The organism is Sulfitobacter sp. 1A13496 (genome assembly GCF_043557225.1).
GTDB lineage: Bacteria > Pseudomonadota > Alphaproteobacteria > Rhodobacterales > Rhodobacteraceae > Sulfitobacter > Sulfitobacter faviae.
The window spans coordinates 25,807-45,453 of the sequence record NZ_JBIFFP010000013.1 but is presented as its reverse complement, the minus strand read 5'-3'; the positions used below and the strand labels follow the sequence as shown (position 1 = coordinate 45,453).

Below are 19,647 nucleotides of genomic sequence, written 5' to 3'. Positions count from 1 at the left end.
CTAACCGCCGTGTGCAACCATGATGAGGAGACGGCAATGATCGCCGCTCAGTGAACGAGCGACACCAGCTATGAAGAAGCAGGTGGATGCCAGTTCCTACACCACATCCCGGGACACTACCGAAACATCTCGGTAAGGAGGCCCCTGTGCGAGTATACCTCGCCTCTCTTCAGCAGTGTATAGGTGCCGCAAACTGGCCTGCTGCTCTGTGTCTTGCTCTTACTCTCCCCGAAATGGCCAGCGCGATTGAAACCCCTGAGATCGAGGCGCGGCATAGGTACGCCAAGTGGTTTGATCGATGGGTGGGTGAGAAGTACCGGACAGGTCTTTTGTCGGGGGCGCGTAGGTTTCTGTCGGGCTCTGATTGCTACGCCCTAAAACGTGCCGTGCTCTATCAGGATGTAGATGCTGGGTCGGCGCATGGCCGCACCTATATTCTGGATCGGTATTGCTTTACATCGAAGTCAGAGGACCATTGCACCCATAAGGGCGGGGTTCTTCAACTGGCGATATGTCACTTCTGCGAGGATGTCGTGGCGGGCTGTGCAGCGTGGTTAAGTGCTGCGGAGAATGACCCGCGTAAAGCGGCGCGGCTAAAAGCAGGGCTTGGACTTACAGGCGTGAGCTGAGGCCCACATAACTTAAAAGCTATGGTGGTAGCGGATCGCTAGGGTTTCTGATCCGGGGTTCGGACTTTTAAGGCGGGCATTGGATTTGTGGTCGAGTGCCAATGATACGCGGCTGGTATCATTGAGCTTATACCCCAATCCGATCAGTGTCCGGAACTGCACTTTCCCATTGAGGGGCGTCCCATCGGTGCCTTTGGTGTAAAAACCTGGCATGAAGCTGCCCTCAATGAACCAGGGACTGTCGCTCAATTGCCATTGGGCAGATAGGCCTGCGCCGATGAAGATGTCCCGATCGTTGTCGATCTGTGCCGCGATTGCATAAGAATAAGCGGCTTGGCGTCCTTCAATGAAGGGGGAGGCATGATACTCTGCGACAATAGCAGGGGCTGAAGTGTTGGTATGCTCCAGTACGTCATCCAGGCCCAAGCCAAGTACCACTTCGCCGCTATATGCAGCAGAGGTCGAAAGCATAAGGAATAGGGCGGTGGTCAAATGCTGCATGAAGGAGGCCTAGGTTCGAAGAGGTGCAAGACCACAGCTACGGGTAAGTCGCTGGACGATATAGATAAACTTATCCGCTTCTTACAAAGGCCTGGCTATAGTTGTTTGTATGCGACACTGTATGTCCCCGCGGCTGTGACAGAGAGCTGACTGTCGTTGCGGCACAGAGGCACTGATCCACGCATCGACGGTGAGCTTCTCGGCTTTAGCGGGCTATGCTTCTCTTCGCTTAACTTCCTCGCAAGCCTTGAGCGCTAAGATCTGAACTTATTTAGTGAGATCGCCTGCAATCTTAAGGCTGCGCCCTGCCGCCTCGGCAAGGTAGGCGTCGTGAATGGTTTGGGCAATCATCGGATCGATGGCCCCGTACTCTGCCATCAGTTCTTGTATGTCGTCATATGATAAATCAGAAAATCGGTGAGCATTCAGTCGATTATAGCCCTCGACAAAATCACTTAAGCAATATTCGGCCATCTTCTCCCTCCCACAGGTTTAAAGCAGCATAGGGGAGTTTGCTGCAAAGCATAAGTCATGCAAACGTGCGAGGTCTTGAGCCCCAGTGGCAGAGCGCGAAGTGTTCAGGTTTGCAACGAGCGCAGAAACTGCCACCGCATAGTCTTGGCTTTTAGGAAAGATGCGGCGAGCCGATCCCTAAGTAATTTTAGCGTGGCTCTAAAAGCGCTTCTTCGGCCGCTGGTGGGGCGTTATCATTGTGGTGTATGGCCATGCCTAGCAAGTGCGCGACCAGCTCCAATACGAGCGGCTCGTTGTTGCTGTTCATTGTTACACCCGGATCGCTACAGACAGCAGATACTTTCATCACAACTCCAAGTTCATCGAAGCTTTACGGTTTGATCTCGTTGTCCTTCAAAATTGGGGTCGCATGGAGGCGGTCTTGTGAATTATTCCTCTATAATCAGGCGTTTTTGCCTCTGTGCCGTCACATTTATATCTTCGAGCTGAAGCTGCTGTGATGTCTCGATGAGGTGGGGGTGTCCTGTCCAGCCCGTCTTGAAGTCACCTCTTTTAGGGCGGTGAAGGTTAAGCTCACTTATCCGCGGATGCGGGAGCAGCTTGCTGTTATGGCTTGGCTTTGCATCGATGGCTGAGCGATCGTCAAACCCTTCTGCTCAAAGCGGCTCATGTCGCCTATGGTCAAACATCAGGCGCAAAATTGAGACACTGCTCCTGCAGATATTGGTATCTCTAAGTAGGCCTTGAAGTAACAGCTTCTTCGCATAAGGTGTTGTTTGTAGAGAGCCTTTTAATGAGGCGCTCCCGGTCAGCCTCGGAGACTTCACTGTATGTCGTTGAATGCCAAGAAAGACGTCACTCCGATTGCTGACGGATTTTCACGGCCCAATCAGACAGCGCCCACCGATTGGAGTGCTTATTCATCGGCTTATGATCTTCTTTCGATGCACAACCCTGCCTATCAAGCGCTTATGCAGGATTTCTCTGCATTTTTTGCAACGATAGAGGTGCCGCAACGGATTTATGATGTCGGCGGGGGGACTGGTAACTACACGGAAATTGCAGCCCGCGCCTATCCTGGCAGTGAAATATACCTCATCGAGCCTGATACATCAATGATCCGGTCCGCGCGGTCTAAGCTGGCTGCATATGACAATATACGCTTTCACAATCTCGCGCTCGAAGACGTCAAAGGAACAGACGCTTGCGACCTCGTCATCTGCGTTCACGCTCTTTATGCGATGCCAGAGCAAATGCAGCGGCTTGGCGATCTCCATCGTTTACTAAAGCCGGGCGGTTACCTTTATCTCATCGACCTTGGTCGGCGGATGAACGTGGCAGATTGGCGCAAGTATCTGTTTTCAGAACTTAGGCGAAGGCATGGCTTGATCGGAGCTCTGCGAATTTTCTGGCAAGGGCGTGAGGTGGCCAAGCAGAACAAGGCGATCTGCGAAGCGCAGGAGAGCGGTACTTATTGGATGCACAGCGCAGCAGAACTTGTATCGGCAGTCCGCAACGCCGGTTTCGAGATTATCAGTCAAAAAACCGTATATCGTGGCTACAGCGACCTTCTTGTATGCCGCGCAAAATAATGAGCCATGAGCAGGGGCCCTGAGATGGATGAGCAAATTGTTACTGCGCTAAAACAGGTCCGCTATCGGGTTATGACGGATAGTTCTGATCTCGAAGCAATATACCGTCTGCGCTACACATGCTATCGGGCTCAGGACACGATAGCGCAAAACGAGTTTTGTCGCATGACGGACCCGTTTGATGAGACGGCCAACTGTGTCCATGTCGCCGTTCAAATGGACGGTGAGGTTTTAGCCGCTCTTCGACTTCATCTGGTCTCAAAATTATCCTATGTTTCTCCTACCTTAGAAGTTTTTCCTGAGATTTTGGACCGTGTAGAGGACGGGCAGACGGTGCTTGATCCAACACGTTTCGTGATTTCTCCCGATGTTCGTAAAAGTCGTGTGCCATTGCACTTTCTGGCCTTAAGAATTCCGTTCCTCGCGGCAATATTTTACGATATCGATTGGGCATTGGCGCCTGTGCGCGACGAGCATAGTGCGTTTTATCGGCGCTATCTTGGCTACAAACCAGAGTTGAAGGCGCGTTTTTACCCAGGTTTAAGCAAACCCGTGCAGCTTTTGGTCGCGAACTTTCGTGAGCAGCGCGAGGCGGTTTTGGCGCGCGCGCCGATTTTTGGTCCGGTGGGCGAGTTCCCGAACGCCAACATCTCTTTTCCTGATCTTTCAGAAGTCTATGCACCTTCCCCACGGGGGCGTTTTAAGGTGGCTTGATTGCCCGTTTTGGGCGTGCTCTGAGCCTTTCGGGGGAGACCGGCAACATCTGCATCGGGAAGGTTTTGCCGATGTATGCCTATGCGCTTTCTTGTGCTAAACATTTGCTATTAAGTGACAAAATTTAAACATATTAATGGCGTAGCGCTAAGCGTCAGCAATATGGCCCGAGGTTAGCGTGAAGTCCCCGAGTGTGTTCCGCGTGTTCCGTATCGACTGGTTCAAGCCGGATGGACGTGAACAAAACATCAAAGATTACATAGCGCTTGCCAACCAACTTGTCTGGCAACGGCAGGGTAGCTTTTTTGCGGCAGCTGTTTTGGCTGCGATTTATTTTGATGCACTAACAATATTTGCTTTCTACGCGGTTGTCGTTGTCACTGAGGTGCTCGATGTGCTTCTTGGGCGTCAATCTAAGACGTGGGATGGCAAAGACCCGGTGAGGGGCCGGCGGATTTTTATACGCATCGCCATTAATACCGTTCTAAGTGCATTGGCGATCTCTGCGTTCATCATCAGCATCGCACATCAGGAAACCTCAACCGGACACTTTACGTCTCTGTTTTTCCTGTTCTCTGCATCCGTCTTTGCGTCAATGTACAATAGCCAGATGCTGTTCATCTTGGTGTTGCGTCTGTCGATCTATGGCTGCGCCTTTTTGTACATCGCCCTTTTGGATGTGGTGAGATACCTGCCGCCATTGAGTTCTCCCATTTGGCTGCAGTTCTGGACGATTATATTCGTACTCTACTTCATCGCTGATATTTCTTTGAAGTTCTACCTCAGCTACCAAAGACAGCAGAAGCATATGAGCTTGATCGAGGAAGAGAACGAGGACACCAAAGCTGCTTTAGAGGTAAAGTCGAGGTTCTTGGCTATCGTAAGCCATGAACTGCGCACGCCCCTGACTTCGATTGTCGGCTCCCTTGAGATCTTGAGGAGCGAGAAATTCGGCGCTCTCCCTGATAACTTAAAGCCAGTTCTCAACATCGCTGCCAGAAACAGCGCGCGGCTCACATCCTTGGTCGAAGATCTGCTCGACCTACAGAAGCTAGAGGCTGGGGAGATGAAGCTTTACTTCAATACCATAGATGCAAATGATTTAGCGCAAGAGGCGGTCGAAGCCGTTTCGGGCTATGCGAGCAAGGTGGGAGTTGAGGTTACATCTTCGTTTTGTGATGAGGGCTGCGATATCTCCGGCGATCGCGGCCGCCTGATACAGGTCCTGAACAACTTACTGTCGAATGCACTTAAGTTCTCTGAAGACGGCGGCGCGGTACATGTGCATGTGGAAAAGCTGGGAGAGAAGATCCGTATTTCGGTGCAAGACGAAGGTATAGGTATACCGCAGGGCTCTGAGGAGGCTGTGTTTGGTAAGTTTAGCCAAGTGGATGCTTCAGACATCCGTAAGGTTGGCGGCACGGGGCTTGGCCTTAATATTAGTAAGCAGATCATTGAGCGGCATGGAGCGCGCATCGATTACGTCAGTAAGCTTGGTGTGGGGTCAGTCTTCTTTGTCGAGTTTGACCGGGTAACGGGCAAGGATGGTTCCGACGCGGCTAGGCAGGCGGCCTGAAATTGTAACTCGCTTGCGTTGGTCTGTAGCTAAGCCATCATACTAAAGCCTACGTGCGGTGGTTTTTGAGGCTGTTGTGGGCCTGTGGTTGCATCGGAGCCGGCGCGCAGCTCAATCGACGTAGAGCTCTGATTTTGCCCCCCAATGCTTGCGCATTTTGTTTAAAAGGGTGACGTGTCTCGCATCCGGCCGAGCGCTTAAGGCTTACGCAGCTTGTTCCAACCTAAGATTCCTATCGCTGGATGCTTTCCAAATAGATCAGTAACCCCGCGAGTTCACGTGGAGTGGGTGTAAGGATACCATTGATCTCAACCGGTACCGTATCATGTGCCATAGCCCCGCCGAATTGCGGCATATCGCGCGCCAATTCGCGTTGCTCGGGGTGGCCATAGACATAGCTCAGAGCCCGCGCGCGCGGGAAGCTGCCCCCATTCTTGCGGGCAAGAAGTGTCAAATCCGTTGGCGCGGTATCGAGCGTTGATGCCAGGGGACCATTGCCTTTTGCGGACATGCCATGACACGCAACGCAGTTTTCCACATAGAATTTGGCCCCATCTGGCGCTTCGGGCATTGAAGGCGCTGTGCAGGCCGCCACCACAATGCCAAGTGCTGCCACTGAGAATAGGGGAAGTTTAAGGGGTGGCATATCGGTTCCTCTCGGTGTCGGTGCAAGTCAAGCGCTTCAACCGTAACTGCTACGCTGCGCGTTGAACATAGCGGCATAGAGACCTTCTTGCTCCATGAGTTGTGCGTGCGTGCCTTCTTCGACCACGGTTCCTTCATCCAGCACATAGATATGATCTGCATGGGTTACGGTAGAAAGGCGGTGAGCGACCATGATCGTGGTTTTGTCTTTTGAAAGCTCTTGGATCGCGCCGCGGACCCTTTCCTCGGTCCGCTGATCAAGCGCGGAGGTGGCTTCATCAAGCAATAGGATAGGTGCGGAGCGCAAAAACGCGCGAGCGATGGCAATGCGTTGTTTCTGGCCACCTGAAAGCTGAGAGCCCTTAGGCCCTAAGGGGGCATCACCCCGGTCGCGCATGAGTTGATCGATGCCCACAAGCTCCGCAGCGCGCCAGATCTCATCCTCCGGGGCGTCGGGGCGCACGTACTTAATGTTTTCGTAGATCGAACTGTTAAAGATAACGATGTCTTGGGCGACGACAGAAAACGACTGCCGCAGCTTGTCGATGCGCAAATCTTTGACCGCAGTGCCGCCAATGGTCACCACACCGTCACTTACATCGTATAGACGGGCAATCAGGCTTAGAACCGATGTTTTGCCTGAGCCTGTCGCTCCGACAATAGCTGTCACCTTCCCGCCTTCGAACGTCATGTTCACATTGCGGAACAACGGGTGCTTTTCGGAATACTGGAACGTTACATCGTCAAGGACGATGTCTCCTGTGGGATCAAAGACCTCTTTAGCCTCGGGCGCATTGGTGATTGTCGGCAGCTCGCGGTAGAGCGAGCGCAGGCTGTCTAGAATAATCAAGCTGGCTTGCATGCTAACGAAGAACGCGGTGAGGCGGCGCGCTGGATCAAAGATCAGCGCCATGCCGATCATAAAGCCAATGATGCCGGCGCCATCCATCTCAAAGGAGGGGCTCAAGGCCATGTATCCGCCTACGCCGATGATTAAGACGTAGATGATGGCCGCGAGAATATCGACTGTGGGGCTCATCATCGCCTGTAGCTTCTGCAGACGGATGGTGAGATCTTTGATCTCACCGGTGGCTTTATTGAGCCGTGCTTTCTCTACCGGCTCTTGGTTCGATATTTTGACCGTGCGCATGCCATTGGTCATCTCTTCGATGCCCGACATGTAGTTGCCCATGGCATTTTCCGCGGTGGCTTGTGTGCCTTTAATGCCCTGAGAAATGCGCCGAACCACAATTGTGATGGTGGGCATCACAATGATGACCAGTGCAAAAAGAGCCGGGTTCTTCCAGATCAGGTACCCTGAGACGGCAATGATCGTGACCGTATCCCGGACGGCGTTGACTGTGGTCTGGCCGATAAAGCCTGAGAGGTCCTGGGCCTGATTGACGAGTTTCAAAATGATGTCGCCCGACTTCGTCCGCTCAAAAAACGCCAAGTCTAATGTCATCAGGTGATCAATGAGATCTCGGCGCATTTTGAACACCGCATCACTGGCCAACCATGCAGAAAGCCGGGGCACCCAGTATGACATTACGGCGCGTATGGAGAAGATCGCCAGTACCATACCGCACACTTTGATTAGGCCTGAAACACGACCGTCATCGAAGATCACCCGCAGACCACTCTCCGTCAGCGAGATAAACTGTTGATAGGCAAACCCTTGAATAAGGATCATCACCATGACGAGCCCTAACCAGGGGGCGCGCTGCTTTAGGTACTTCGTCCAGAACCAAGAGATGTTGTCTTTGTCTTGATCATTAAAAAGCGGCACACGCTCTTTGCGTTTCCGCAAAGCAGCTTTAGTCGTATCTGCCGGGGCAGAAGCGGTATGATCTTCTTCTGACATGATGGACCTTATGCGCCTGTATTAGGCGGGGATACCGTAGCAATCACATCTGCTGCGACGTCTTTCCAAGTGCGCAAGGAAGCGTGACTTTGCTGTATCTTTGCCTTTAGCGCGGCATGGGCGACGGGATCGCTGTGCATTTTGTCGATCAAAGCAGCCAAAGCGGTGTGGTCTGAAGGGTCAAAATATTCCGCGAGTTCTCCTCCCACTTCTCGCAACGCAGGAACATCTGCGGCAAGCCCCGGTGTTCCCAACCACAGCGCCTCGCCAAGCGGCAAACCAAAGCCTTCCATATGGCTGGGGATCACCAAGGCAAGCGCTTTGCTGTAAAGCATTCTCAAGCTGGCTTGGTTCGGGTCGAGTATGATCTGAACCTTGTCTTTGATTGGTGCAAGCTCGGGGCTGTCTAGGTATGTGACAGTTCGCTTTCTATGAGCACCAGCTAAAACGAAGGTGGGGACAGGACGACCAGTGTTATGCAAGTGTAACATGGCCTGTAAAACGCACTCGAGATTCTTGCGGCCGGTCATCACCCCAACCCCCAAAATGTAGGGGGTTTGGGGCGGGCTGACTTCCACGTCTTCGTTTGTTTCGCGCAGTTCATGCGGCAAAAGCACCGGCTCTAAGGGCGGTAGGGCAGGTAGGTGCCCTGAGGCGGCAAAGTGCTCAAGCTCGGATTTGGTGAAAACGGAGTTGGTCATCACCTTTTCAGCGTGACGGATGACAATCCCATTGTCGTGAGCGAAGTTGCGCGCAAACATGCTTTGCCGAGGATGTGCGAACTCATGCAAAGGTATCATGTCGTGAACGAGAGGGAAAAACCGTGGACGTATATTCTGCCGATCCATCGCCACCAGATAATCGCCCATCATTTTAGGCCGTCCTAACGAGACCAGGATTTGATCTGACAAATCGACCTCACGCAGGCTTCCTGGGGGAACCGCACGGTTCCATTTCTTAAGGCAAATGCGCTTTACGATGGTGCGAAACAGTGGATAAAGCGCATCTCGTACCGGATGAGGCTGGGGGAAACTATAGCGCAAACGTAATGGCTTAGCCTCATGGGAGATGTCAGGGTCACAAGCTCCTGTTGGAGATTGGGCCCCGATACGTGGGGTGACCTCAAAGAAGCGATCATGGGCTGGCGAGAATATGACAAAGCGCACATCCGCTGACGAGCAAGCGAGCTCATAGCCCACTTCCATGACCGTGCGCGCGATGCCGTAGTACCGAAATTTTATGCCAGAAGAGAGAAACTGTTCTGAAAGGTCATAGTATATGGGGCTCATACGTCCTCTTAACATCGTGACTGGGGTTGAGGAACATGGAAATGTTCGTCAATGAGCATGGATAACGCGCAGCTTTAGCCTTTTTGGGGCTTGCGGGACAGGGCCGAAGAAGAGCTTGAACATGTACTATTTCGACGTGACTGATATTCTTCTCTACATAGAGAAGGAAACCACTGTCTCAGGCATTCAAAGGGTTTCTTTTGAAGTGATACGCCGCATGGTGGCACGTTTGGGTGCGGATAATGTCCGGCTAAGCTACTGGGATCGACGGCGTCGCGCGTATGTTGCCGTAGAATCCAGCTTTATCAGTGGGATGGAAGAGTTCTCCGCAGATGACTTGGGGGAGGTCTTCTTTGGCAAGAGAGCGCGTCGACAAAGTGATGCTGCTCCGACCTTGGTCCGGTATCGCAACAAACCTGTGAAATACTGGCTGCACTATATGGTGCGCGCCTATCATGCGGCCCGTGGTCATGAGCGATACTTCGCTCGAAAAGGGTCGAGCCTTGAAGCATGGAATGCGTTCAAAGAGCGCTCAATCCCTGTGCAGGCCAAAGCAAATCAGGAAATCGAACCATCCAATCTGAGCCAGACGGTCAAGGCGGGCGATCAACTCGTCATTTTGGGCGCGATTTGGGATATAGATGGGCTGGAGCAGGCTCTTCAAGGTTTGAAAGATGACCACGGTATAGCCATCCACCAATTGGTCCACGACCTGATCCCTCTGATCGCCAAGGAACATATCGCTGCGGATTTTTCAGGGGCATTCTTTCACTGGCTCGAAGCCTCTATCAGGTATTGCGACCGGTTTATTGCAAACTCTCAGAACACCGCACAGGATCTTCAGCGCTTTATGGATGAGGTCGGGCGCCAGCGGCCCATTGACGTTGTCCCCTTGGCCCAAAAGTTTAGTGTGGTGCATTCCAACCGGGTAAGCGATCCTGCAAAGCCTATTCAATCTCGGCTGAGCAGCTTGGACGGGGTGCGGCACTCCGTGTTGAACCTAACGAAGATGCCATATGTGTTGGTCGTTGGCACAATGGAATCCCGTAAGAACCTTTGGTCCCTTGCGCAAGCTTGGCAGCGTTTGGCTCAGACCCCTGAACTCAATGTTCCGCGCCTCATCTTTGCGGGCAAGCGAGGGTGGTACAACGATGACTTCGAAGCGCTAATGGAGGCAACTGGTAACTTAGGAGGCTGGGTTCAGTTCGCCGAAGGCCCCAGTGATACAGAACTCGGCTTCCTGTATGAAAACTGTCTTTTTACAGCGACTGTGAGCTTCTACGAGGGGTGGGGCTTGCCGATCGGCGAAAGCTTATCATTTGGTAAAACAGCGGTTGTGGCCCAAAATTCGTCGATGCCTGAGGTGGGAGGCGATATGGTCGCCTACTGTGATGCGCATTCCATTAGCAGCATTTATGATGCCTGTTATAAGTTGATCGCAGATCCCAACTATCGTCGTGAGTTGGAGCAAAAGATCAGCGCCACGTCTCTTAGGACATGGGATGATGTCGCTCAGGATGTCGAGGCAGTTCTAAACAAAGGCCCCAGTTGAGATTCCCGCGTGGCTGTCACGCTGCGATCTATAGAAGCCTATCGTAGCAGGGTCGCTATACATACTGAAAATCGGGCGCGCCGATCGGCATGCTCACCAACTTCGGTATCGATCGCAGCATTTTGTTTACTGACGCATGTATCGAAAACCCTGATCGTCAGGCCCTTGGCCTCACCTTCAGGGATGCGTTCGGAGAGCTGTGACGGACTTTAGGCGAGACGCGCATTATGCCTTCTTCTCAAACCCGCGACCCGAAGGCTATCCGCGCAAAAGGAATGATGCCGTGTAATGCCCCTGCTCTGGCGCAGTGCGCACAGAGGTTTCTCGCATAGCAAAAGCACCTCTAATGTGTCATGTATCTCAAAAATACCCGCATCACACCCAAGGCGATTACTCCCCATAGGTGGTACTGCGCAAAACTTGTGTTTGTAACGTTCCTGACCCTTGGTGAACAAAAAGAGCTCTACTGACTGACGTCCCAGCTGCTCGTGAAATCGATGGTGCACATATAAAATGAGGCAAACAATGAACCTAACGCATTTCAGCAGGTCCCTGCGCGGTGTCGTCGTTGCGATCCCGTTTGCCTTTGCGGTGTTTTTACCGCGACAGGCCTTAGCGGAAACGTTAGCAGATGCTTTGGTTGGGGCATATGAGACCTCGGGGCTTTTAGATCAAAACCGTGCATTATTGCGCGCCGCTGATGAAGATGTGGCCAGTGCCAAAGCAGCCCTAAAACCGGTATTGAGATGGGCAGGGGGGCTCACGCAAAACTTTGGCTCTACGCGCGCGTCGAGCTTGGCTCCTGCGCAATCGACAGACAGTCTTACGGCTTCGATTAACCTGATTGGGGAGCTTTTGCTCTACGATTTTGGCGCAAGCCAGTACCGGGTCGAGGCGACCAAAGAAGCCGTTTTGGCGACCCGTCAGACGTTGCTTGATATTGAGCAGCGCGTGCTTCTTCGCGCGGTTGCAGCCTACATGGGCGTCATTGAAGCTTCCGATGCTGTGGCTTTACGTAACAATAACCTGCGCCTTCTAACTCAAGAGCTTCAGGCCGCGCGGGACCGTTTTGATGTAGGCGAGGTGACGAGCACCGATATTGCAATTGCCCAAGCTCAATTGGCCGAAGCCCGTAGCGGACTTGCTGGTGCCGAAGGGGCATTGATGCAGGCTGTAGAGGAATATCGCAATGTTGTCGGTCGAAAGCCCGGCAACCTCGTTCCTCCGCCTCAGTTGCCGAATATTGACGGCAATTTGGATGCGGCCAAAGCTCTTGCTGTACGCCAGCATCCTACCGTTCTCGCCGCACAACATCAGGTCGCGGCTGCACGATTGGATAGTGTCCCAAGGAATGGTGTAACTTTGTTCTTCGGCCATGGCTTGGCCGCAGTTACAGGACGGCGATTGTCGCCGGGTCCATGGGGGTAGTGTCGCAAATGGCGGCGACGGTTTCCAGTGTCATGTAGCGCCGCGTGATCGCCCACTCATCATTTTGCTCCAGCATCAGGGCTCCGACCAGTCGTGTGACTGCGGCCTCGTTTGGAAAGATGCCGACAACGTTGGTCCGGCGCTTAATCTCCTTGTTGAGGCGTTCAAGTGGGTTTGTGCTGTGGATCTTGACCCAATGCTCGCGGGGAAAGCTCTTGTAGGCCAACACGTCATCCTCAGCCCGGCGCATCAACTCCGCGAGCTTTGGATGGCGCGTCTCAAACGCGTCGATCAGCTTGGCCCAGTGCTCTTTTGACGCGGCCAGCGTGTCCTGGTCGAAGGCGGTTCTGAGCGCCGCGGTGACGATTGGCTTGTCCTTCTTGCCGACGCAAGCAAGTGCGTTGCGCATGAAGTGGACGCGGCAGCGCTGGACTGTCGCACCGAGCACCTTTGCCGCGGCGGCCTTCAGCCCCTTATGATCGTCGGCGATGATCAGGCGGGTGCCGCGCAGCCCGCGATCGGCCAGAGAACTATGGCGCGTCAATCTGAGTGAGACGCCAGCGACAATCAGGATGAGATTCTATGTCGCGGCATCGGTGACGTTATCATCGTGATTGCCGCTGGCAAGATTTTCTTCGGCTGCTGTTTGTCGCTCCGCGTCAATCAGCGGTGTATTGTTGATTGTCGCGTAAGCGGCAGGCCTGCCTCTCTTCCGTTTCGCCTCCATCGCCGTCCGCCGTCTGTAGCTTTCCACGTTCATCTCGAAGATGGTCGCATGGTGGACGAGCCTGTCGACGGCCGCGAGCGTCATTGCCGGATCGGGGAAGACCTTGTTCCATTCGCCGAAGGGCTGATTGGCGGTGATCATGATGGACCGCCTCTCGTACCGCGCCGAGATCAGCTCGAAGAGAACGCTGGTTTCGGCCTGATCCTTGGTGACATAGGCGAGATCATCGAGGATGATCAGGTCGAACTTGTCCAGTTTCGCAATCGCGGCCTCGAGCTGCAGTTCCCTGCGGGCCACCTGCAGCTTCTGGACAAGATCGGTGGTTCTCGTGAAGAGCACCCGCCAGCCGTTCTCGATCAGTGTCAGACCAATGGCGGCCGCGAGATGACTCTTGCCGCCGCCGGGCGGGCCGAACATCAGGACATTGGCGCCCTTGGCCAGCCAGCTGTCTCCCGCCGCCATGGCCATGACCTGTGCTTTTGAGATCATTGGAACGGCGTTGAAGTCGAAGCTGTCCATCGTCTTGCCGGGCGGCAGGTGCGCTTCGGCAAGATGGCGGGCGATCCTGCGGTGGGCGCGTTCGGCCAGTTCGTGCTCTGCAATAGCGGCCAGGAAGCGGGCGGCAGGCCAGCCCTCCCGGTCAGCCTGTTCGGCGAATTGCGGCCAGAGGATCTTGATGGTCGGCAGCCGCAGGTCGTTCAGCATGATGCTGAGGCGGGCCTCATCGACGGTATGGGAGCGCGTCATGCCGGTACTCCTGCTGCATCCGCCGTTTTGACGAGGGCTTCATAGCTGTCCAGGGACACGGATTGCACGGTGACGGCCGGCAGACAGGCCGGGTCCGGGGCGAAGTGCCTTCGAAGGACAGCAATGTTGGGGAGACCGCCGGCCTCGAGCACCTTGGCCAGTTCCGCCGCCAGCGCCCTCTCGCAGCTGCGCTCATGCGCCAGGGCAAGCAGCTCGACTGTGATCTTGCAGGCCTGCCGTTCGGGCAGCCGGTCGATGAGCGCCTCGAAGGCACGCCGGTACTCCTGGCGCGGGAAGAGCTTGTCGCGGTAAACGAGATGCAGAAGGGCCATGGGCTTTCTGCGCAGCGAATGGATGACATGGTGATAGTTCACGACCTGGTCATGCTTGCCGTTCGCCTTGGCCCGCCCCCTGGGCAGGGTCAGCAGGCGGGTGCCGCCGGTGAAGACATCCAGCCTGTCGTCAAACAAGCGCACGCGCAGCCTGTGCCCGATCAGGCGGGAGGGCACGGTGTAGAAGACCTTGCGCAAAGTGAAGCCGCCGGTGCTGGAAACGGTGACGATCACCTCCTCGAAATCCGTGGTGCGGCGTGCGGGCAGCCCCTGCAGATATGGCCGTTCGGCCGCGATACGCTTGCCGCGGGCCGCATTGCGGCGCCCCACGATCTCGTCGATGAAGGCGCGGTAGCCATCGAGGTCGCCGAAGTCGGCACTGCCCCGCATCAGCAGCGCATCCCGGATCGCGCTCTTGAGATGGCCGTGGGCGCTTTCGATCGAGCCGTTCTCATGCGCCACCCCCTTGTTGTTCCGCGTCGGCGTCATCCGGTAATGGGCGCATAGGGCATCATAGCGCGTCGTGAGATCCGCCCGCGCGTCGGCATCGAGGTTGCGGAAGGCTGCAGACAAACTGTCGCTGCGATGAGACGCCGGCGCCCCGCCCACCGACCAGAGCGCATTTTGAAGCCCTTCGGCCAGGGCGACAAAACTCTCCCCGCCGAGGATAACATGGGCGTGCTCAAAACCAGACCACGGCAAGCGAAAATGGTAGAGCAGATGCTCCAGCGGCTGGCCTGCGATAGTCACCGCCGCTGCCCCCAGGTCGGTGAAGTCCGACAAACCGAGCCGGCCCGGCTCGTGAACCTGCCGGAAGATGACCTCCTGATCTTCGCCATGCACTGCCCGCCAGGCCCGGATCCGCCGCTCCAGTGTCCGGCGGATGCCCGGGGACAGTTCGGGGTGGCGGCGCAGCATCTCCTCAAAAATTGCGACCGGGCGAAGGCCTGGGGCTGATTGCAAAAGAGGGACAACTTCCGCGTCGAAAATGTGCTCAAGCGGGTCTGGGCGCCGCCGGCCCCGCGTCTGGGGCTTCTGCGACGGCAGCTTGGGGTTCTGTGAAATGCGGTATCCGGTCGCCCGGCTCATCCCGGCCTTGGCCGCGGCGACTTCGATGGGGTGGTCTTGTCTCAGCTTCATGAAAAGTCTCGTCTGTTGATCGGTTACATGGCGCCCCGGCACAAAGGTGGTTCTCCATTCCTGAAAACCACCAGCGTAGCGGGCCGGCCGCGATCACAGACCCCAAAAACGGGCGAAGCGGCGGGCGTGTGCCTCCGGTCGGGCTACGCCCTCCCTCCGGCACACGCCCGCCGCAACGTCTCATCCTGATTGTCGCGGAATCTCATCCAGTTTGTCGCGCAGCACAGAGAACGCAGAAATTCGTCCCAGAAGACCTCGGCTTCACTGGGCTGGACAGCGATGCCCAGAACCTCGCGGCGTCCATCCAGGTTGACCGCCACTGCCACTATAGCAGCGACGCTGACGATCCGACCGCCACGGCGGACCTTGATGTAAGTCGCGTCAAGCCAGAGATAGGGCCATTCGCCTTCCAGCGGGCGGTTCAGGAATGCATCGACGCGTTCATCAATCTCGCCGCAGAGCCGCGAGACTTGGCTCTTCGATACGCCAGTCATTCCCATAGCCTTGACCAGATCATCCACGGAGCGCGTCGACAGGCCCTGAACATAGGCCTCTTGAATGACAGCCGTCATGGCTTTCTCCGCCGCCCGGCGGGGCTCAAGGAACTCGGGCAGGTAGCTGCCCTTGCGCAGCTTCGGGATCTTCACGTCGACCCTTCCTGCACGCGTTTCCCAAGCTCGGGACCGGTATCCGTTGCGATGGTTCATGCGGTCGCTGCTTCGCTCGTGCGCACTGGCACCGCAGAGCTGGTCGACATCCAGCGCCATGAGGCGGTCGGCGACGAAACCGAGCATCTCGGCAAGCAGGTTGCTGTCAGATGTCTCTGACAAAAGCGCACGCAGCGCGGCAGTATCTGATAGACTGTTCTTGGTCATGGTCGTTCTCCTCGGTCAAAGTTAGGTCCGCAAACCAAACCTTAGCCGAAGAACAACCATGGCCGCCAAGGGACCCGCACGGGCCTCGCTTCGCTATGCGAAGGCTCCGCTCAGCCCGCGCTACCAGTGGGAGTTACACCAACTGTTGGGACACTGCTCACGATTGGCGGTCAGATCGAACGAAGCCTCGATGTCCCCGCGCGTCACACTGCAAGGCAGTTATGGCATATCTGAAACCTTTGATAGCAAGCGCTACAGCAGAAGCGGCAGCATTGGCGTGGAGGCCGGTCAAACAATCTATCAAGGTGGGGCGCTCTCTTCTGCGGTTCGCCGCGCTATGGCGCAGGAGGATGCACAGCGTGCCAATCTTCATGTGGTCAGTAGAGAAGTCGTTCAAGAAGTCGGAAACGCCTATGCGTCTTTGGCCTCGGCCCGTGCCCAGCTTGAAGCGTCTGACCGTCAGATACGTGCGGCGCGCGCGGCCTTTGAAGGTGTGCGCGAAGAGGCAAAGCTGGGCGCACGTACCACGATTGATGTCTTGGATGCGGAGCAGGTGTTGCTGGATGCGCAATCCACCCGTGTTACAGCCCGCGCGAACCTCTATATCGCAGCCTATGCCGTGCTCGCATCAACAGGACGTCTGACCGCAGCTGACCTACGCTTGCCTGTACAGCTTTATGACGCGGCCGCTTATTATAAACTCGTCAAAGACAGTCCTGCAAAATACTCCAAGCAAGGCCAGGCACTGGATCGTGTTCTGCGTGCTTTGCAAAAGGACTGAAAAACTCGATTATGATTGACGCAGGGGCGTGCAGCTTCCAGTGCACCCCCGGCCTTTCCAGGCGGTGTATAAGAGCATCAAGAGTATCGATTTCTCTTCATATGGAAGTGAAACCGAGCAGGCATGCCGCGTATAGAAAGCTGCCATTATCTTAATGCTATGCATTAAGATAATAGTTTAAGCTTTTGTTATTTATAAATTTATCATCTGAGCATTTGTGCAGGGCTATAGTTTGTCTCAATCTTCGTGGGGCACCTCTAGCGCCCCTTTCTCGGACACCACCCCCAAGCGGCTCAAGATGGGAAGACGGTTGTTTTGAAAGTGCTCAAATTGCTTTTTGAGTTCTTCCAAGTTCGCTTCTGCTGATTGCAGCACTTCCCCATTTTTCCGAAGCAATTGCCCCTGCGCTTGGAGCACTTGCCACAGATGTGCGACGGGATCGCCGAGTTCGTGCGATAGGCAGTGGATAAAAACCTGCTCAAAACGAGAAACCGCAACGCCTGTACCCAAAACAGGTGAGGCCAGGTAACCCACCCTATCATCTAAGGCAGCGTCTCGGCATAGTTTGGCATTCAGACGTTGCGCCCCGGACCTGGCTGCATCAATCGCATCCGGAGAGCTTATGGCGGCAATTACCTCCAAGTCCGCCAACACCCGCACAGCTTGTTCAAGCTGAGCCAGATTAAGAGTTCTGCACGCGGGATCAGTCAGGATACCCTTAAGTGATCTGATGTAGCCTTTCTGTTCAGAAAACGTCCCCAGGATCCGAGCATATAGGTCCTGATCCAAGTTCGCCGTTCCACGCGCGCCCTTTATTGTTTTGGGCAGGTCTTTGGCCTGTTTCCGGAGGATGAACTCTTGCTGCAAGAGTAGTCTTTGCCTGCCCACTTCGGTGTGGGTTCTGAGCCCTTTAACGAAAATATCGCGGCGAAATCTCTGCGCGACGAAGATATCTCGCAGGTCACCCGCCGTCGCTTTGTCAGAAGCATTGTCTAAAAGCGTTTTGGCCTTGGGCGTAAGATGAATGCTTGGCAGCCCATCCAACAGGGTGCTGGAGCCTAAGTAGTCAAGCTTAGCAGGGGCCAGCTCCTTGCAGACATCTGAGAAGCGCATTGGATTCCAAGTTTCGTTGAAGAACTCATGCGCAAGGTAGATCGGATCCTTCTTCTTCATGTCGTTGAGTTGCGCTTTGGCGAGCGGGTTTTGCACAAAGAACTTGGCGTCCGAATCCAAGACATCTTCGGCAAAAGCGATTGCTGCCTTCACGCGCTCTACGACTGTCCCCTTCACATGGGCGCGGTAATGTTGCGCGAGCAGATCACGGAGAGGACCAATACCTTCCCAGCCTGCTTTTACATTGTAGCTGACATAGAAGAGCCCACCGGGTTTGAGGTGATCACAGGCAATCTGCACAACGGCTTCGCGCGCCTTTTGCGGCACCCAGGACCAAATCCCGTGCAGAACGATCATGTCAAAATAGGGCAGGGCGTGACGGTGCAGAAGCTCTTCAAAAGACGCATCGAACAGGTTCAGGTTTCCTGCTCCAAATGCTGCATACTCTTGAGCTGTCGCTGTCTGTGTGGGGCTAAAATCTGCGCCCCAGAACGCCCCTGGGTTGCTCGCAGCATGCATATTCAAGGAAAGACCTTGCCCAAAACCAAGCTCCAAGTAGGTGGGTACTTCGGGGACGGTGTGTTTGCCGCCCTCTAACAAGGCGGCAAGCTTTAGACTGTTTGGCGACAGGAAAGGAAAGTGGCTAAACGTATAGTCTACCTCAGATACGTACCCTGAATTCCACATATGCATTTCCTATATACCGCCAAAAATTTGTAGGGGGCATAGGCGCAGATGGCCAGAAGCTTCTGTCAAAGCCTTAGGATTAAAGGTCTTCCCGCTTATCCACAATAAAAAGTAGCGAATATTGCAAGGTGCTGGTGTAAATTAGGTTTTCCGCGCTTTTGCCGTATTTCGCGCGATTATCCCGGTTTTTTCTTCGTCAAACAGCCTACGAGCCAACATTGCTCGCCTGGCGGAACGAGCGGAGAGCAACGTGCCCTGGTCGGGGTCTACCACAATCTTGGAAGGCAGCACCTTCAGCGATACCTCGACGAGATTGTCTGGCGGTGGAACCACCGTGCGCCCGTTCGGGAAGTGGTCAAGCAATGGACCACGAGAGCCGGCGTTGCACGAGAGAAATCTGGCGTCCGATCCCACTGGTTGACCAGATGTGCGTCCTCCTACAGGACGCGGTCGGCAAGCAAGTCCGCTGCTCGAAGGAATACGGCCTATGCAGGCCGTTATGCTGACGCATTCCGTTCCGTGGGATATACAGAGCATGCATTGCTGCAATCCCAAAGAAGGGAATGCATCATCGTGTGCGGGGCACCAGGTCTACTTCCTTCTTGCTCCAATATAACGATCAATATAGTATCCATAATGGCAAAAAAGCCATATAAAGGATATCATAGTGATCCTTAAGCTTAATCTCGACACGCCGTCCGAGATGCAGGATCGGGTTCGCGCGGCTGCTCGCGACCGCCGGCTCGCACTTGGGCTAACTCAGAGCGACCTGGCCACGCGGTCCGGAGTTCCTCTGGCGACCCTAAAAGTCTTCGAGCAGAAGGGGAAGATCAGCCTCACCGGCCTGCTCGCCCTCGCCGACGCGCTCGACGCCATCGCTGGCTTCGGCACCCTGTTCCCGGCTGTCGAGGCGACTCGTCTCGATGATCTCGACAAGCCAACGATGCGACAGCGCGCTCGCACCCGCAGGAGTTCGTAACT

General features: G+C 55.0%; 16 protein-coding genes and 2 pseudogenes. 8 read left to right on the top strand and 10 right to left on the bottom strand.

The annotated features are described in order from the left end of the window. Window positions 1-641: 641 nt before the first annotated feature. Window positions 642-1,130, bottom strand: a complete 489-nt coding sequence (locus ACGYLX_RS18510; RefSeq protein WP_322346578.1) for an acyloxyacyl hydrolase — start codon at window positions 1,128-1,130, stop codon at window positions 642-644. 267 nt (window positions 1,131-1,397) lie between these two features. Then, a complete protein-coding gene (locus tag ACGYLX_RS18505; protein ID WP_322346577.1) occupies window positions 1,398-1,604 on the bottom strand; it encodes a hypothetical protein in 207 nt (68 codons plus the stop codon). Between the two features lie 830 nt (window positions 1,605-2,434). Here ACGYLX_RS18505 and ACGYLX_RS18500 point away from each other — a divergent pair. The 3 genes from ACGYLX_RS18500 (at window position 2,435) to ACGYLX_RS18490 (ending at window position 5,486) form a co-directional block, all read left to right on the top strand. Then, the gene (locus ACGYLX_RS18500; RefSeq protein ID WP_394451158.1) at window positions 2,435-3,196 is read left to right on the top strand and encodes a class I SAM-dependent methyltransferase; all 762 of its coding nucleotides are present in this window, start codon (window positions 2,435-2,437) and stop codon (window positions 3,194-3,196) included. Between the two features lie 24 nt (window positions 3,197-3,220). After that, window positions 3,221-3,910, top strand: coding sequence for a GNAT family N-acetyltransferase (locus ACGYLX_RS18495; RefSeq protein ID WP_394451156.1), 690 nt, complete (start codon window positions 3,221-3,223; stop codon window positions 3,908-3,910). 202 nt (window positions 3,911-4,112) lie between these two features. Further along, on the top strand, window positions 4,113-5,486 hold the full coding sequence (locus ACGYLX_RS18490; protein ID WP_394451154.1) for a sensor histidine kinase: 1,374 nt from the start codon (window positions 4,113-4,115) through the stop codon (window positions 5,484-5,486). A gap of 232 nt (window positions 5,487-5,718) precedes the next feature. On the opposite strand, the gene ACGYLX_RS18485 is transcribed toward ACGYLX_RS18490, so the two are convergent. Genes ACGYLX_RS18485 through ACGYLX_RS18475 form a run of 3 tightly spaced genes read right to left on the bottom strand, consistent with a single transcriptional unit; the run spans window position 5,719 to window position 9,284 of the window. Next, on the bottom strand, window positions 5,719-6,132 hold the full coding sequence (locus tag ACGYLX_RS18485) for a c-type cytochrome (RefSeq protein WP_394451152.1): 414 nt from the start codon (window positions 6,130-6,132) through the stop codon (window positions 5,719-5,721). Between the two features lie 36 nt (window positions 6,133-6,168). Then, entirely contained in the window at window positions 6,169-7,995 is a 1,827-nt protein-coding gene (locus tag ACGYLX_RS18480; RefSeq protein WP_394444122.1) for an ABC transporter ATP-binding protein, read from the bottom strand. 8 nt (window positions 7,996-8,003) lie between these two features. Then, complete coding sequence (locus tag ACGYLX_RS18475; RefSeq protein ID WP_394451150.1) at window positions 8,004-9,284, bottom strand: glycosyltransferase; 1,281 nt, start codon at window positions 9,282-9,284, stop codon at window positions 8,004-8,006. Between the two features lie 121 nt (window positions 9,285-9,405). On the opposite strand from ACGYLX_RS18475, the gene ACGYLX_RS18470 reads away from it, so the two are divergent. Together ACGYLX_RS18470 and ACGYLX_RS18465 are read left to right on the top strand one after the other, a co-directional pair. Next, entirely contained in the window at window positions 9,406-10,836 is a 1,431-nt protein-coding gene (locus ACGYLX_RS18470; RefSeq protein ID WP_394451148.1) for a glycosyltransferase family 4 protein, read from the top strand. 525 nt (window positions 10,837-11,361) lie between these two features. Next, the gene (locus tag ACGYLX_RS18465) at window positions 11,362-12,264 is read left to right on the top strand and encodes a TolC family protein (RefSeq protein WP_394451146.1); all 903 of its coding nucleotides are present in this window, start codon (window positions 11,362-11,364) and stop codon (window positions 12,262-12,264) included. Here the strand turns inward: ACGYLX_RS18465 and ACGYLX_RS18460 are convergent. From ACGYLX_RS18460 to ACGYLX_RS18445, 4 genes and pseudogenes are all read right to left on the bottom strand, one after another. Next, a pseudogene (locus ACGYLX_RS18460) lies at window positions 12,227-12,793 on the bottom strand (transposase); the annotation flags it as partial. The gene ACGYLX_RS18465 and the pseudogene ACGYLX_RS18460 overlap by 38 nt on opposite strands. Window positions 12,794-12,844: 51 nt before the next feature. Beyond that, on the bottom strand, window positions 12,845-13,738 hold the full coding sequence (istB, locus tag ACGYLX_RS18455) for an IS21-like element helper ATPase IstB (protein WP_088636328.1): 894 nt from the start codon (window positions 13,736-13,738) through the stop codon (window positions 12,845-12,847). Continuing rightward, window positions 13,735-15,210, bottom strand: coding sequence for an IS21 family transposase (gene istA, locus ACGYLX_RS18450; protein ID WP_233145838.1), 1,476 nt, complete (start codon window positions 15,208-15,210; stop codon window positions 13,735-13,737). The genes istB and istA overlap by 4 nt, the downstream gene beginning before the upstream one ends. 224 nt (window positions 15,211-15,434) lie before the next feature. After that, window positions 15,435-16,085: pseudogene (locus ACGYLX_RS18445) on the bottom strand (transposase); the annotation flags it as partial. 58 nt (window positions 16,086-16,143) lie between these two features. On the opposite strand from ACGYLX_RS18445, the gene ACGYLX_RS18440 reads away from it, so the two are divergent. Continuing rightward, window positions 16,144-16,866, top strand: a complete 723-nt coding sequence (locus tag ACGYLX_RS18440) for a TolC family protein (RefSeq protein ID WP_394451144.1) — start codon at window positions 16,144-16,146, stop codon at window positions 16,864-16,866. Between the two features lie 237 nt (window positions 16,867-17,103). Here ACGYLX_RS18440 and ACGYLX_RS18435 read toward each other — a convergent pair whose 3' ends face one another. After that, window positions 17,104-18,666 (bottom strand): class I SAM-dependent methyltransferase, encoded by a 1,563-nt coding sequence (locus tag ACGYLX_RS18435; RefSeq protein ID WP_394451142.1) that lies wholly within the window; start codon window positions 18,664-18,666, stop codon window positions 17,104-17,106. 120 nt (window positions 18,667-18,786) lie between these two features. Here ACGYLX_RS18435 and ACGYLX_RS18430 point away from each other — a divergent pair, with 120 nt between their 5' ends. Both ACGYLX_RS18430 and ACGYLX_RS18425 read left to right on the top strand, forming a co-directional pair. Continuing rightward, window positions 18,787-19,344: a transposase gene (locus ACGYLX_RS18430; protein ID WP_394451160.1), complete on the top strand. Its 558-nt coding sequence runs from the start codon at window positions 18,787-18,789 to the stop codon at window positions 19,342-19,344. Next, entirely contained in the window at window positions 19,334-19,645 is a 312-nt protein-coding gene (locus tag ACGYLX_RS18425; RefSeq protein ID WP_394451140.1) for a helix-turn-helix domain-containing protein, read from the top strand. Before ACGYLX_RS18430 ends, ACGYLX_RS18425 begins: the two co-directional genes overlap by 11 nt. The last annotated feature ends 2 nt before the right edge of the window (window positions 19,646-19,647 follow it).

Coding starts and splice junctions, on each gene's coding strand:
- ACGYLX_RS18510 (WP_322346578.1), bottom strand. CDS start 1,130: ATGCAGCATTTGACCACCGCCCTATTCCTTATGCTTTCGACCTCTGCT.
- ACGYLX_RS18505 (WP_322346577.1), bottom strand. CDS start 1,604: ATGGCCGAATATTGCTTAAGTGATTTTGTCGAGGGCTATAATCGACTG.
- ACGYLX_RS18500 (WP_394451158.1), top strand. CDS start 2,435: ATGTCGTTGAATGCCAAGAAAGACGTCACTCCGATTGCTGACGGATTT.
- ACGYLX_RS18495 (WP_394451156.1), top strand. CDS start 3,221: ATGGATGAGCAAATTGTTACTGCGCTAAAACAGGTCCGCTATCGGGTT.
- ACGYLX_RS18485 (WP_394451152.1), bottom strand. CDS start 6,132: ATGCCACCCCTTAAACTTCCCCTATTCTCAGTGGCAGCACTTGGCATT.
- ACGYLX_RS18480 (WP_394444122.1), bottom strand. CDS start 7,995: ATGTCAGAAGAAGATCATACCGCTTCTGCCCCGGCAGATACGACTAAA.
- ACGYLX_RS18475 (WP_394451150.1), bottom strand. CDS start 9,284: ATGAGCCCCATATACTATGACCTTTCAGAACAGTTTCTCTCTTCTGGC.
- ACGYLX_RS18470 (WP_394451148.1), top strand. CDS start 9,406: ATGTACTATTTCGACGTGACTGATATTCTTCTCTACATAGAGAAGGAA.
- ACGYLX_RS18465 (WP_394451146.1), top strand. CDS start 11,362: ATGAACCTAACGCATTTCAGCAGGTCCCTGCGCGGTGTCGTCGTTGCG.
- istB (WP_088636328.1), bottom strand. CDS start 13,738: ATGACGCGCTCCCATACCGTCGATGAGGCCCGCCTCAGCATCATGCTG.
- istA (WP_233145838.1), bottom strand. CDS start 15,210: ATGAAGCTGAGACAAGACCACCCCATCGAAGTCGCCGCGGCCAAGGCC.
- ACGYLX_RS18440 (WP_394451144.1), top strand. CDS start 16,144: ATGGCCGCCAAGGGACCCGCACGGGCCTCGCTTCGCTATGCGAAGGCT.
- ACGYLX_RS18435 (WP_394451142.1), bottom strand. CDS start 18,666: ATGTGGAATTCAGGGTACGTATCTGAGGTAGACTATACGTTTAGCCAC.